We start from the raw sequence: 14,204 nt of genomic DNA on the forward strand, positions 1-14,204 counted from the left end.
CGGATAACAAGATAGACCTATATCCCAAACAACTTGAATCCTGCATCTTCAAATTGTTTGAGGATATACTCACCTCACATTGAGTTAAGGCACAAATGAGGCTCAAGCTAAGATGAAGTGGCGCAGTTAAGTTAACCGCTGTCGTCGTTAGCACACTGAATTATGGGCTAATACATTTAAACAACTCGCACCTTAAACTGCTGCATCGTTTCCCTCAATGAATTCGCCTGCTTAGACAGTGACTCACTGGCTTTCGCGGTTTCGTTAGCGCTGCTGAGTACCAACTCACCCGAATCACGAATCGCATTAATGCGCTCACTAATATCTTCGGCGGTCACGGCTTGCTCCTCACTGGCGGTCGCGACTTGAGTATTAGCCTGAGTCAGTTCAGTCAACGCATCTAAAATCTCAAATAAGTGCTGCTTGGCTTGATTAACGAGCAGTGATGACTCACTGATTTGCTTATCGTTATCGGCGAAGGATTCGACTGAGGATTTGGCGTCTTTCACAAGTGTTTGGATAAGATCGCTGATCTCCTGCGTGGCCGTTTGACTGCGCGTTGCCAATGCCCGCACTTCTTCGGCAACGACAGCAAAACCACGACCTTGATCTCCCGCCCGCGCCGCTTCAATCGATGCATTCAAAGCTAATAAGTTCGTCTGCCCCGCAATCGCATCGACCACTGAAACAAAGTTGAGGATTTTTCCCGTACTCGCCTGAACCTGTTGAATAAGTTGATTTGAATACTGGGCGCGGGCAACCAACTGCTTCGAGATTTTTTCGCTCGCATCGACAACCTCACAACTTTCTTTCACTTTATGCTCAGCTTGTCCCGCTGAGTAAGAAGCGGTTTCTGCACTACTCGCCACTTCAGTGATCGTTGCTGCCATTTGGGTCATAGAGGCGGCGACTTGGTCAGTGTTATCCTGCTGCCTCAACATAGCCTCACGATTATTCTCGGCCACCGCATTAAGCTCAGTCACCATAGATGCAATTTCTTCACTTCGAGCAATCACTTGGCCAACAGTTTTACTTAAAGTCCACGCCATTTGATTCATACTGACGGTAAGTTCGCCTAATTCATCCTTGGAATCGACGCGCAGCTCTTGGTTAAAGTTGCCCTTTTCCATCATGGCGGCAGAATTACGTAACCGATTGATAGATTTGACCATGTATTGACTGCAAGCAATACCAATCAATAATCCTATGACTAAAGACACTATCGAAATAATCGTTAAGCCATAAATCGCCCTGAGTTCTTCTTCCTCTGTTACTGAAACCGCAGCTTGAGTCATCAGCGCTAAACGTTCTACGAATTGACTTAGCTCAGCATTAAACACATTTTGCGCTTCCTCTAAAGATTCAACCCGCTTAGCTAAAGCGGTATGGTCTTCTTTTTGCTGAATACCCGAAATAACGGTGCCAAGCAGGACTTTATAATCTGCAAAATGTTGAATGATCGTGTCAATATCTTGATTTAGCTGCTGTGTTTTCTCACGTACTTGAGGAGTTTTAGCGTTTTTTAATGCCTCTCCAAGCATGGTTTGAGTCGAGAGCAACTCCGTGCTAATGTCTTCATTGTGCTGAACAACATCCGCAATAAAAGCCGCTAGAATGAGTGGACTGGATACGGCGTCAACATCCGCGGCACGAAACGCTTTTTCTAGAATGACAGAGCTTTCAAGCTGCTTAATGGTGATGTCAGTCGATAGCCTGACTAATGGAATATTCTCTTCTGCAATGCCATGAATTTCCTCCGATACACGCTGCATTTTCAACAGACTAAATCCAGACAAAATCAAGATCAGCACTAACATCACCCCAACGAGGGCGATCATCTTATGTTTAATCCGTAAGTCTTTTAAAAGCTTCACCATAAAACTACTCTCCAGCAAAACACTGACAACGAAGGACGTCCAATTTAGGATAGTCGGAGTTTTAACTTTCGGTGGATGAATTAAGCGTAAAGTATTAGCTGAATTTAAAAGAAAAACTTAAACATTAGAAAAATCGCATCATAGCTAAGCTCAATGATGCGTTAGAGTCTAAAACCGTTTAAGGCGTGCGAAATATCTATTAGGCAACAGTTTGAACAGACCTTGGTGAAATTAGGTGTTCAATACCACTGTCCAATACCAACGCCTCAACAAACCGCTAAAACTTGCATTCACATGGCAGATCACAGAAGATCCCTTGGCCTTTTTCATTGCCTTTAGCCTCATCTATGACTCAACCTGCATCGCCTACGCCAAATACTGTGACTAACACAGCGACGAATACAATGGCTGACATTGAAACATCCCATGCCTCGGCGAATGCTATGCCTGATACCACAGTGACACTTGGCTCATCTGAAGCATATCAGCAAAATGCTCAGATTCGGTCGCAATTCCCAGCGTTAAATCAAATGCTTGATGGTTATCCCCTATGTTATCTCGACACAGCAGCCACCAGCCAGAAGCCGCAAATGGTGTTAGATGCCATGGCACAGTTTTACACCAACGACAATGCCAATGTGCACCGTGCAGCGCATCAGTTATCAGCGCGTTCGACCTTAAGCTATGAGAAAGTGCGCGATCAGTTGCAGCAATTTTTGAAGGCAAAACGCCGCGAAGAAATCATTTTTACCCACGGCACCACAGAATCAATCAACTTAGTCGCCTTTGGGCTGACACCCCAATTAAATGCTGGCGATGTGATATTAATCGACGCCGCCGCTCACCACGCCAATATCGTGCCTTGGCAGGAACTGGCGAAACGCACAGGGGCAATCATTAAACCAATCCCGCTCTGTCAGGATTGCCGCTTAGATATCAACGCCTATAAAACCTTGCTCGAGTTAAAGCCTAAAATCGTCGCCCTGTGCCATGTTTCCAACGCCCTAGGTACAGTCAATCCCGTGGCTCAGCTAGTGCAGTTAGCGAAAAAACAAGGTGCTATCACCTTAGTTGATGGCGCACAGGCAGTTGCGCATTTAACGTTGAATGTGACTGAAATCGATTGTGATTTTTACGTCTTCTCAGGGCATAAAATGTATGGTCCCACTGGTGTTGGCGTGCTTTACGGCCGTTTCGACGCGTTAGATAGTCTCGCGCCACTATTAACTGGCGGCGAGATGATTAAACGCGTGAGTTTTGAAGCGACAGAATTTGGCAACCTGCCGAATCGCTTAGAAGCGGGCACGCCGCCGATTGCTGAAGTCATAGGTTTGGGTGCGGCCATTACATTTTTACAAACCGAACTCATGCCGCAGGTTCAAGCTTATGAAGCTGAACTAGTTAACTATTTACAAAGCCAATTGCGCGCGCTCGGTGAAGTGCATTTATACGGCGCCTTTGATGACAATATCGGCGTCGTCGCCTTTAATCTTGCCGGTGAACATCACCAAGATGTAGGCATTTTGCTGGACCAACAAGGGGTTGCCGTTCGTTGTGGCCATCATTGTGCCATGCCATTAATGCAGAGCCTGAATCTTAAGGGCTGTTGCCGTGCCTCTATCGGTATCTACACCAATAAAGACGATATCGACCGCTTTATTGCCGCGTTAGCCTCGGTAAAAGACTTGCTGCTGTAATCCAGCATTTAGCCACTGCTCTACCCAACTCATACGATGCTCAAAATAAGTGAGACAGGATTTAGCCCTATGACAGATTCAATCATGCCTATGCCAAATGAGGCCGATTTTCACTATTTAGTGCAAGATGCCGAAACCTTACTGGCGCGTTTTACCAATGCCCCTAACTGGCAGGAAAGATATCGCCAAATTATGTTGTTAGGGAAAGACTTACCAAGCTTAAGCCCTGAGCTTCGCATCGAGGCCGCTCAAGTAAAAGGCTGCGAGAGTGATGCGTGGATTTACCATCTAGAACAGGCTGGCAAACACTATTATTTAGCCGACAGCGATGCCCGCATCGTTAAGGGATTGATTGGATTATTACTTGGTGCCTGCCATGGCAAAAGCCGCGCTGAAATCCAAGCATTTGATCCTACAGCTTACTTCAAACAATTGGGCCTAGAAGGTCAGCTCAGCCCATCGCGCACTAACGGCCTTAACTCACTGGCAAAAGCAATGCTTGAAGCCACTCGATAATCATAACCCGAGGGTTTTCATTTACTGCGACAAGCGATAACTGAAACCACTCGGCAACAACAAATAATCACAACTCTTGCTCAGGGGCAAAGGCCAAAAAAGGGATTTAATCAAAGACTTCTACGCCCTAAAAAGGTATAAAGAAGTTACATTTGCGTTATTGATAGGAACCGAGCATGCCCATCAAGGCAGTCAATCACTACCGTCGTACACTCCTTAAAGGTCTTGGCGCAGCAACTCTGTTAAGTCCACTCGCCAGTTTACCTAGCTTTGCCGCCGCACAGAGGCGGATATATGTCGATGGTTTATCCTTCCTACCCGATGACTTAAGTGATGTAACCGCCGCTAAACTCGATGCCTATCTTTGCGATATTTCGGCTATTGAGACCATAGAACAAGCCGATGGCACTCAAAACTACAAACGCACTTATAAAGCTTGCATGGAAAGCATTAAACAGGCCGCTAAACGGGTGAGTGATCATCCCGATATTTTGTTGCAAGGCCTGAGGGGACGAGATATTCAACGTGCACGCGACAGCCAGCGCACTGCGGTATACTTTCAAATCCAAGGCGCAGATTGTGTCGAAGAAGACAGTGAAGCTAACCAGTGGGCGCGGGTAAATGAGTTTCATCAACAAGGGCTACGCGTACTGCAGCTCACCCACCATTACGGCAATACCTTTGCTGGTGGCGCCTTAGACAGTGATGCCAGTGGCGGACTCAATAAACCACTCACGGCCCACGGGCACGAGCTTATCGCCAAACTCAATCACGCCAATATCTTGATCGATGTGAGTCACTCCAGCGCTCAAACCGCTTTAGATGTCGCAAAAATCACTAAATCACCCATAGTTCAAAGCCACGGCGCAGCGCGCGGTATAGTCAACCATGCCCGTTGTTCCCCCGATGAAGTGATCCGCGCCATCGGCGATAGCGGCGGCGTATTCGGCGTATTTATGATGAGTTTCTGGCTTACCAATAATGCCGTGCCCACGATTGATGATTATATTCGACAACTGGAATACGTTATGCGTGTTGGTGGAGTGGACTGCGTGGCAATCGCTAATGACTTCCCGCTCCGAGGCCAAGAAAACCTACTGGCACTCGGCAATGACAACGCCAAAGGCATTAAAGAATATCAAGAATGGTGGTACAGCCTGAGGGCGAAAGGCGTGCTAGGTTTTGATGCAGAGCCCAGACATGTAGTGATCCCCGAGCTGAATCATATCGATCGCATGAGCCGTATCGACGATGCCTTAGCCAAGGCGCGCTTTAAATCTACTGATCGCGACCGTTTTATGGGTGGTAACTGGCAAAGAGTGCTCAACAAAGTGCTACTGTAAATGCCATTGTTTTATCGCCCTATTTGATTTACGTTGTCGAAAAATTTACTGGCTTATCAGCTTGTTTCAGTCTTGGATATTCTATGCTGACCACACTTGCTATTTTCAATTATCGCTCTCTGCGTGAAATCGTCTTACCCCTAGGGCAACTCAATTTGATCACTGGGGCGAATGGCAGTGGTAAATCGAATCTATACAAGGCACTACGTTTACTCGCACAAACGGCGCAAGGCGGCGTTGTCAATGCTTTAGCCCAAGAAGGCGGACTCGACTCCAGCTTTTGGGCGGGACCAGAAAACCCCACCAAAAGTATGCTAGCGGGCGACACCGCCATTGAAGCCACCGTCAGGCAAGCGCCAAAACGCTTAAAGCTCGGCTTTGCTGGCGAGGACTTTAGCTATCTTATTGAACTCGGTTTACCTAAACCCGACGCCACCACGCTGTTTGGCTTAGATCCACAAATCAAGCGCGAAGCCATTTGGAACGGACCTAAGTATCGACCCTCAACTGTATTGGTTGAGCGCCGTGGTCCTATGGTAAAGAGTCGCAGTGCTGACGGACAAGGCTGGATAACCTTAGGCGCACACCTGCAAAGCGGCGATAGTATTTTTACCGAACTTGCCGATCCAGAGCGCAGCCCTGAAGTGCTAAAACTTCGCGATAGTATCCGCGCATGGCGCTTTTACGATCACTTCAGAACCGATGCAGAAGCGCCAGCCCGTCGTCCACAATTAGGTACAGCCACGCCAGTATTGCACCACGATGGGCGCGACCTTGCATCAGCAATTCAAACCATTTTTGAGATAGGTGATAAAACGGCTTTTGACCATGCGGTCAGCGATGCGTTTCCCGGTGCTGAGGTTCGCATTGAACCTCAAGAGGGCGGCATTTTAGTGCTCGCATTTCATCAGCATGGTTTATTAAGGCCACTCAATGCCAGTGAATTGTCGGATGGCACCCTGCGCTATTTGCTGTTAATCGCCGCCCTACTCACCCCAAGACCGCCAGAGCTTATGGTGTTAAATGAGCCAGAAACTAGCCTACATCCCGACTTATTACCTGCGCTTGCACGCTTAATCGCTAAGGTATCGGAAGAGTGCCAGTTGTGGGTGGTTTCCCATGCTAATCGGCTTATTAATGCCTTAAGCCAATTTGAACACTGCAATACCTTGGCCTTAGACAAAACCTTAGGCCAAACGCAGATCCAAGGCCAAGACTTACTCAATACACCCAGTTGGCTATGGCAGAATCGTTAACCTGTAGCCTTAGCCTTAATCAATCGTAAAATACCGCAAGCCATAGGGTTTCTGAACTTATAGAAGTCGAAGCGACTCGATGTTTTTGATGGGGCGGAATCGTTAAGTAATCACCAGGAGTTAGCGTAACGGGTTCACCTTGTTCAAATTCAAGCGTCGCCTCGCCTTTGAGCAGCATCACCCATTCATGCTGAGTTTGATCGTACCATTGACCTTCGGGTAGATACCCAAACCACCTGAAGATGCAGGATTCAGCGGGAATTTAACGCACTTTAGGCAAGGCGGCTATTTGCAGACCTAGTGGACTAAGTTAAAAATAGCCAACACGGCATAAAGTGCGTTAAAACCCGCCGGGACGGAGCGCTTAGGGCACTCCACTTCCGTGTTGCATCAATTCAGAAGGTGACCGACATTCTGTCATTGATGCGCCTTGAATTGAAGCACCCTAAGCGCTCTGAAACTCGTATCTTCAGGTAGCTTGGGTATATTGCCCATTGGAAACGATGCGCTCAATGGTCACAGTGTTATTGCCGCCAGTTTTTCAAACACTTCGGCCGATAAATCTGTGGGTAATTTTGCAAAAAAGTTATCAAGCATTTTGTCTTTATTCCTCTGCTTTTATTAATGTGCCACTCTGATTAAACGGTATTTTGAGCAATCAAGCATTGAGAAACGAATCCATAAACCGCTATGATATGCGCACAGAAATACTCAGTTGCCATGAGTATCCCTCAGATAAGCCTATCGTTTTACATATGGATATGGAGATTTCCCCCAATGTCGTTGTTTCGCGCACTCAAAGCCAAGTTATTTCCCTCAAACCAAACTAGCCGCGATCCAAAAGACATTCATCTTCAAACTGAATCACAAACACTCAGCCAAGAACAAGATTTAACGCAGGAGCCGTCAGTCGCTGCGCCGCTATTCCAGCGTCATTTCAGCTTAAAAATCCATGCGACAAAGGCAGACGCAGCTTCTTGCGAAGAAAATGCCGACCACGGCTTAACTCTCTATCACTACGATACGCCCCAAGTCATAGAACTCTTAGGCTGGGAAAACGCCAATGAATGCTGCGACTTCCACCATACCGAATTCGACCGCCTCGAAATCAGCAATCAATTCCCTTTCCCCGAGCAGCACTTTTGGCTCGACAAGGTAAAAGTGTGCAGTATCACCCCCAAAAAGAACTGCCAAATAAAGGCGTTGTGGCAAGTTGAGCTTAACAATCTCGATGCATTATTGATAAGCCACTTTACCCTAGATGCAGACAATATAGTGCAAGGCGATATTCAAGATTACGCCAGCCTAACAGGCCAACTGCACCGCACTTTTCACCAACTCAATACTGAAGATGGTGCGGGTATACTTAGAATCATCACCCAAAGCCCAGGGCTTACCCAAGCCGTCGATTCAAACTATTTTGGCGAACGTAATGGCGTGACCCGCCAATTCAATGCCCTAGGTACCCTGTTATTTGAAGGCAACTTTATTAATGATCAGCAACTTGGAACACAAACGTGGTATGACCATGATGGCAAGATCAACCAAATAGAAGATCGCCATCCCCAAGGTCAATTTATTCAATACTTTTATGGCAATGGTCAGCTTAAAGAAACCGCCGAACAAGATGGCAATGGCTATTATATCAATACGTTAACTCGCTACTATGAATCTGGACAAATACAGCTGATCCGGCCCTTAGTGCAAGATGTTATCCACGGAATTGAAAAACAATATTACCCTGATGGTTCACTAGAAGCTGAAAGATATTACAACCAAGGCTATGAATATGAAGCCGTTTGGTATCATCCCAATGGAGCGATTAAACAAAAAGTGTTTAACGATGTGACGGGCAAAGTCATTGAAGAATTTTACGACTCAGGTAAGCCTGCATGGCGTGAACCCTTCAATACCGAAGGCCAATTACATGGCGAACATGCAAAATGGTATCCCAATGGTCAAATTGAAGAAAAAATCTATTTTGAGGATGGTAAAGAACAAGGCATGGCCCTTTGGTATCATGACAATGGTCAACTCGCCCTTGAGATCTATCTTGAAAAGGGACTCAGGGAAGGTCTATTTAGAAGCTATTATAAAAGTGGCGTGCTTTCGGCCGAAGGCCAATATAAAAATAACCTCTCGGTAGCCCCTTTTATTGAATACCACGAAAACCAGCAAATTCAGATGTACCTACCGCACACACAGGGCAACCGTGATGGCACTGCTCGCTGGTTTTATGAAGATGGCACGATACGTACAATTTCTGAATATGAAGTTCGTGATGGCCAAGGCTACCTCAGAGAATCCAGTTTTTATAACAAAAAAGGGGTCCTCGAATCCTATCAAAGTCACTCAAATACCCGCTGTGGCTATCATCTTGAGAATAATCAAAGGGAATACTATCAAGAAGGTATTGCCGATACTCGCATCGAATACTATGAAGATGGTGCCATTCGCTGGTTGCTCACACGAACTCAAGGGGATTTATTTAGCTCTAAATCCTTGTCCCCTCAAGGTTTAATTCTAGAAACTGGCACAATTCAAATTATCGATGGCCGTTACCTCGATGTCGGCCATTGGCAACGGTTTACGCCCCAAGGACAAGTGTATCGCGAAGTCTGGCTAGATGAACAAGGCCAGCTTATAGAAAGCCGTCACTACTTTGATGCTAATCAGCCTCTATCGACTCAAGAAGATGACGAAGCAGAATGGGATAACGCAGAGCCCCGTAATTATGGCTATGATAATTGCGACATCAGTGACTATGATGAAAGCGAAGACGAGGGTGATGACTTTGATTATGATCGTGCTGATTGGGAAAATGACGGGCTAAACCAGCGTTCAGACAACAGTGAACACAGTGCTAGCCATAGTAGCAATAGCGCATATTTGTCCCGCAACAAGTATCACAGACTCAATGGCGATGCCACAGCGAAACAAGCACAAACACAAGCCGCAGCGGATGTTGACGCCAAAGAGCCGATATTGTCTTACCACTTAAAATTTGACGACGAAAGTAAGCTTTATTCAATGAAGCGCTATCATCCCAATAGCCACATTGCCGAAGAAGGTAATTTACAGATCCAAGGAGAAGAGCAATTCTGGGTCGGCATCCACAATCAATACGATGAGCAAGGCAAACTCAAGCTTTCCGAAACCTATACTATGGCCGGCGAACCGATAGAGCACTCCACTAGCGCAAGTAGGATAGTGTTAAATTAATCAAGCAGATTTGAATCACACTCGATAGCGAGGATAGGTAAGCCCTGATAAAACTTGGCTTACCTTACTCACATTAACCGTCAGCTTGCGATAACAATTCCAAGCTTGATAGCACTAAATGAATCTAAGTCGCAGCACTAAAACTAAAGTGCAAAAAAACTAAAGTGCAAAAGTGGCAATAGTCTTTTGAATACCCACGACATCCGTGCCACGCTTGAGTTCTTTGACTAAAGGTTCACTCTGGCCTGAGATCCAAATTTTAAGCTCTGCATCCATATCAAAATGCCCTGTCGTTTCCACTTCAAAATGGGTAATAGATTTATAAGGTATTGAATGGTAAGTAACCTTCTTGCCTGTAAGTCCCTGCTTATCAATTAAGATCAGGCGTTTATTGGTGAAAATAAACAAATCACGGATCACTTTGTAGGCGAGTTTTAATTCTTCTTGAATGCCCATGATAGGCCTTAATTCCTCGGCTAATTCCTGTAAATCAACCTCAGCAGCATTACCGAGTAAACCGTCTAACAATCCCATTTTAACATCCCTTATTATTGATATTATTTTCAATAAGATATCTGCTCATTACCGAATGTGCAATATTGGGCTTTGATGAAAATATGGGAGTAGCTATGGTGAGGGCAACATAGATATAGGTAGGCAAATTAAGCGCGCGGATGCAGGCTGAATGGGTGTGAGGAGCATTACACTCTGCAATGCTCCTAATAACAAATATTAAAGGTGCTTCTGGCCTCGCACTTGACGGTTTTCGCCGACCACCATCATTTCGCATTTAGGGCAGTCGAATACCAACTTGAGCACATCATTGCCGATTTCAAGCACCATAGGATCGGCCTTGATCCCCGGCACTTCCTTCGGACACAGATTGAAGTTAAAGCGTAGGCAATGCTTAGTGATCATTAATGGCACATCTTCGGTAACGCCATTTTTCTCATAGGTATCTTGAATTTCAATCACGCCGTGGCGTTGATAAAAATCCTTGGCCTTTTCGTTGGCAACGTTGCCTAAGTAACTCAAATGCTTGACGGGATAGACTGCATCTTAATTATGTTTCCACGGCAGTGGACGCACGTAGCCTTGCACACGAGCAGCCTCTAGAGCGGCCACACCATCACGGCGCAGACCATTGAGCACAGACGCAGGCAAGAACCAAGCTTGGGCCGTATCGATACTAATGCTACGAGCAACAAAGTCGGTACTGCCGAGCTTACCCAGCTGAGTACGGGTATTTTGTAAGGTCTTATCGACATCAGTCGCAGGCGTCTTCTCGACCGTTAAATTGACTGTGGCGCTTAGGCCATAGATATCCGTCAATGTCAGTGCGAGTCCTTCTTGGGTGTCGCTCAACCGTAAATCGACGCCGATAATCCGTTTAGAAGATTCTTTAGATAACAGGGCTTCGAAGGCTTGGTTATGGTTACGGTACAAAGTCATGCCGACTTTTAAATCCTTTGGCACCTGCAATATATGCAGTTTTAACCCTTCGGCACGGTTAACCCGCAGGCCTTGCAGCTTGTCATCGGACTGCTTTGCCATGGCAAAATTCGCGGGGAAAAACGCTAAGCCATCGCCGTTATTAAACTCATGGCTAGAGCTCACTTGGATAAAGTCTTTACCTATGCTGACCACTTTACCGACTTCTTCGCCTATGTATTTGGGCGAGCGGAAATCTTTAATTCCTTGGCTACGTTCGTTAACAAAGTAATCTGTGCTGCCACGGTTAAAGGTCTTTTCTGGATCGGGGATAAAAGAATGTTCACAGCGGCCGTGGGACGAAGCCTTAAACTCAGGGCGACGCGCCATAATCGCATCCAGCTTTTGGCGATAATGCGCGGTGACGTTTTTAACGTAACTTAAATCTTTTAAGCGACCTTCAATCTTAAACGAGCGAATGCCCGCATCGATGAGCGCTTCAAGGTTTTCGGTTTGGTTATTGTCTTTTAAAGACAATAAATGTTCGTTCTGCGCTAACACATCGCCTTGACGGGTTTTAAGATTGCCCGGCAGACGGCACATTTGCGAGCATTCACCGCGGTTAGCACTGCGGTTACTAAAGGAATGGCTCAAATTACACAAACCACTGTAAGCCACGCACAAAGCACCGTGGATAAAGAATTCGAGCTGCATATTAGTATGCGCGGCGACATCACGGATTTGGCTTAAGCCTAATTCACGGGCGAGCACCACCTGAGAAAAACCAACTTGCTCTAAGAACGACACTTTTTCTGGGCTGCGGTTATCCATTTGGGTACTGGCATGCAGGGCAATCGGCGGCAAATTGAGCTGCAATACACCCATGTCCTGCACAATCAGCGCGTCAGCACCCGCTTCGTACAATTGCCAAATGAGTTTTTCGGCGTCGGCCAGTTCGTTATCCATCAAAATGGTATTGAGGGCGACGAATACCTGAGCATGGTATTGATGAGCATAAGTACACAGGCGCGCGATATCTTCAACACTGTTACCCGCCGTTGCCCGCGCACCAAATGCAGGACCACCTATGTATACCGCATCGGCACCATGGCGTATGGCTTCGATACCGTAGTCAGCATTTTTTGCAGGCGCCAATAACTCAAGACGGTTATGGACGTGAGAAAGATTCTCGGGAGTGTATATCTCTGGCTGGCTCATGGCTTCACAGACTCAAAATGATCGTTAACGAAAAGGACGGGAGTATAACAAAAACTCAAATACAGCTCTATCAGCAAATCATCAACTAATCCGCTTTACTTTTGTCAGCGAGGATAATGGCACAGCCGATCTTTGGGCCTCACACTTGCACCCTCAAGCCGAGCAGAGTATCTTTGCCCCGCATTGACGAATAGGCACTATTTATGACTGATTTTATTTACCAACCACCGACCACTCCTTGGCTCGATATTCTTTATCAAGATAAAGACATTATCGTCATCAACAAACCTTCAGGATTGTTGTCTGTGCCCGGTCGCGACCCCGCCCATTACGACAGTGTCTATGCCCGGGTAAAAGCAGAGCATCCACATTGCCAAATCGTCCATCGCCTCGATATGGCGACCTCTGGTGTGATAGTTGTCGCCCTTATTCGTAGCGCCGAGCGGGAATTAAAACGTCAGTTCCACGATAGAGAAACCAGCAAGACCTATTATGCAAGGGTCGCAGGCCATGTCAAAAATGACACTGGCAGCGTTGATTATCCACTGATCTGCGACTGGCCAAATCGCCCTAAACAGAAAGTCGATCATCTTGTTGGCAAACCGTCTTTGACTCACTACCAAGTAATGAGCCGCGCCAAACGCTCAACGCTGGTTAAACTGATGCCAATCACAGGCCGCTCACACCAATTACGGGTGCATATGATGGCGCTAGGACATCCGATCTTAGGTGATGGTTTTTATGCCGACTCACTGGCAAAATCCTTAGCGCCTCGACTATTGCTGCATGCAGCAGAGCTCACCATCAAACATCCCTACTCGGGTGTCAGCATGACTTTTAGCGCAGAAGTGCCTTTTTGTGAGCCTTTGGGCGAACAATGATCACTAAAATCAAATAATACGGGCAAAATTGGTAGCAATTCCCCATAAAAAAACGTAACTTTATGACAATTCACTACGTTATAGAGAGTTTATTTATGGATACCGCATTTCAGCGCGATCAACTCGATAATCATATCCTCGAAGCCCTAATGCAGGATGCCCGCACACCCTTTGCCGAACTCGCTAAACGCTTTAGCGTTAGCGCCGGCACTATCCATGTTCGGGTAGAAAAAATGAAGCAAGCGGGGATCATTACAGGTGCGCAAATCACGGTAAACCCTAAAGCCCTAGGCTATGACGTTTGCTGTTTTATCGGTATCAACCTTAAAAGTGCTGGCGATTACCCCGCCGCTATCGCCAAACTCAACGCTCTCGAAGAAGTCGTTGAAGCCTATTACACCACAGGCAACTACAGCATTTTCGTAAAGGTCATGTGCCAATCCATCGACGGCTTGCAACACGTGCTCATCAATCGCATCCAATCTATCGATGAAATCCAATCAACAGAAACCTTGATCAGCCTACAAAACCCAATCGTCAGAGCGGTTAAGCCTTAAACAGAAAAAAACAGCAAACTACCTGCAAACAACATAACAAACCGCAAAGTGTGATTAACATCTTTTTTATCGCAAAAGTGTTAACCATACGATATATTTGTGTTACAACTTCATTGCTGCCGCCAAAGAGCGCAGCATAAACTATAACAATTCAGCTACAAGCACATTTAGTAAAGTGCTGAAAGCATTAATTGACAAGGAAGAAG

10 protein-coding genes and 1 pseudogene are annotated in these 14,204 nt (G+C 46.2%); 7 read left to right on the forward strand and 4 right to left on the reverse strand.

Features of this window, described 5'->3' with window-relative positions; translation table 11 throughout:
- Positions 1-176 precede the first annotated feature (176 nt).
- Positions 177-1,877: a methyl-accepting chemotaxis protein gene (locus AAA952_RS08700; RefSeq protein WP_338256138.1), complete on the reverse strand. Its 1,701-nt coding sequence runs from the start codon at positions 1,875-1,877 to the stop codon at positions 177-179.
- A gap of 347 nt (positions 1,878-2,224) precedes the next feature.
- Here AAA952_RS08700 and AAA952_RS08705 point away from each other — a divergent pair, with 347 nt between their 5' ends.
- The 4 genes from AAA952_RS08705 (at position 2,225) to AAA952_RS08720 (ending at position 6,689) form a co-directional block, all read left to right on the forward strand.
- Positions 2,225-3,574: an aminotransferase class V-fold PLP-dependent enzyme gene (locus AAA952_RS08705; protein WP_338256140.1), complete on the forward strand. Its 1,350-nt coding sequence runs from the start codon at positions 2,225-2,227 to the stop codon at positions 3,572-3,574.
- 69 nt (positions 3,575-3,643) lie between these two features.
- The gene (locus AAA952_RS08710) at positions 3,644-4,090 is read left to right on the forward strand and encodes a SufE family protein (RefSeq protein ID WP_338256142.1); all 447 of its coding nucleotides are present in this window, start codon (positions 3,644-3,646) and stop codon (positions 4,088-4,090) included.
- 176 nt (positions 4,091-4,266) lie between these two features.
- Positions 4,267-5,433, forward strand: a complete 1,167-nt coding sequence (locus AAA952_RS08715; RefSeq protein WP_338256144.1) for a membrane dipeptidase — start codon at positions 4,267-4,269, stop codon at positions 5,431-5,433.
- 83 nt (positions 5,434-5,516) lie between these two features.
- The gene (locus tag AAA952_RS08720) at positions 5,517-6,689 is read left to right on the forward strand and encodes an AAA family ATPase (protein ID WP_173497297.1); all 1,173 of its coding nucleotides are present in this window, start codon (positions 5,517-5,519) and stop codon (positions 6,687-6,689) included.
- A 19-nt stretch (positions 6,690-6,708) separates the two neighbouring features.
- Here the strand turns inward: AAA952_RS08720 and AAA952_RS08725 are convergent, their stop codons facing one another.
- The gene (locus AAA952_RS08725; RefSeq protein ID WP_309247088.1) at positions 6,709-6,951 is read right to left on the reverse strand and encodes a cupin domain-containing protein; all 243 of its coding nucleotides are present in this window, start codon (positions 6,949-6,951) and stop codon (positions 6,709-6,711) included.
- Between the two features lie 515 nt (positions 6,952-7,466).
- Between AAA952_RS08725 and AAA952_RS08730 the strand changes: the two genes are divergently transcribed.
- Positions 7,467-9,911 carry a toxin-antitoxin system YwqK family antitoxin gene (locus AAA952_RS08730; RefSeq protein ID WP_338256146.1) on the forward strand — a complete coding sequence of 815 codons (2,445 nt, stop codon included), beginning with the start codon at positions 7,467-7,469 and terminating at the stop codon, positions 9,909-9,911.
- A gap of 159 nt (positions 9,912-10,070) precedes the next feature.
- Here the strand turns inward: AAA952_RS08730 and AAA952_RS08735 are convergent, their stop codons facing one another.
- The gene (locus AAA952_RS08735; protein ID WP_105250128.1) at positions 10,071-10,445 is read right to left on the reverse strand and encodes a PH domain-containing protein; all 375 of its coding nucleotides are present in this window, start codon (positions 10,443-10,445) and stop codon (positions 10,071-10,073) included.
- 198 nt (positions 10,446-10,643) lie between these two features.
- A pseudogene (locus tag AAA952_RS08740) lies at positions 10,644-12,560 on the reverse strand (peptidase U32 family protein).
- Between the two features lie 203 nt (positions 12,561-12,763).
- On the opposite strand from AAA952_RS08740, the gene rluA reads away from it, so the two are divergent.
- Entirely contained in the window at positions 12,764-13,441 is a 678-nt protein-coding gene (gene rluA / locus AAA952_RS08745) for a bifunctional tRNA pseudouridine(32) synthase/23S rRNA pseudouridine(746) synthase RluA (RefSeq protein ID WP_028761728.1), read from the forward strand.
- A 95-nt stretch (positions 13,442-13,536) separates the two neighbouring features.
- Positions 13,537-13,998 (forward strand): transcriptional regulator AsnC, encoded by a 462-nt coding sequence (gene asnC, locus AAA952_RS08750; RefSeq protein ID WP_006080290.1) that lies wholly within the window; start codon positions 13,537-13,539, stop codon positions 13,996-13,998.
- Positions 13,999-14,204: the final 206 nt, after the last annotated feature.

Origin of the sequence: Shewanella sp. M-Br (genome assembly GCF_036245925.1) — a bacterium.
Classification (GTDB): domain Bacteria; phylum Pseudomonadota; class Gammaproteobacteria; order Enterobacterales; family Shewanellaceae; genus Shewanella; species Shewanella oncorhynchi.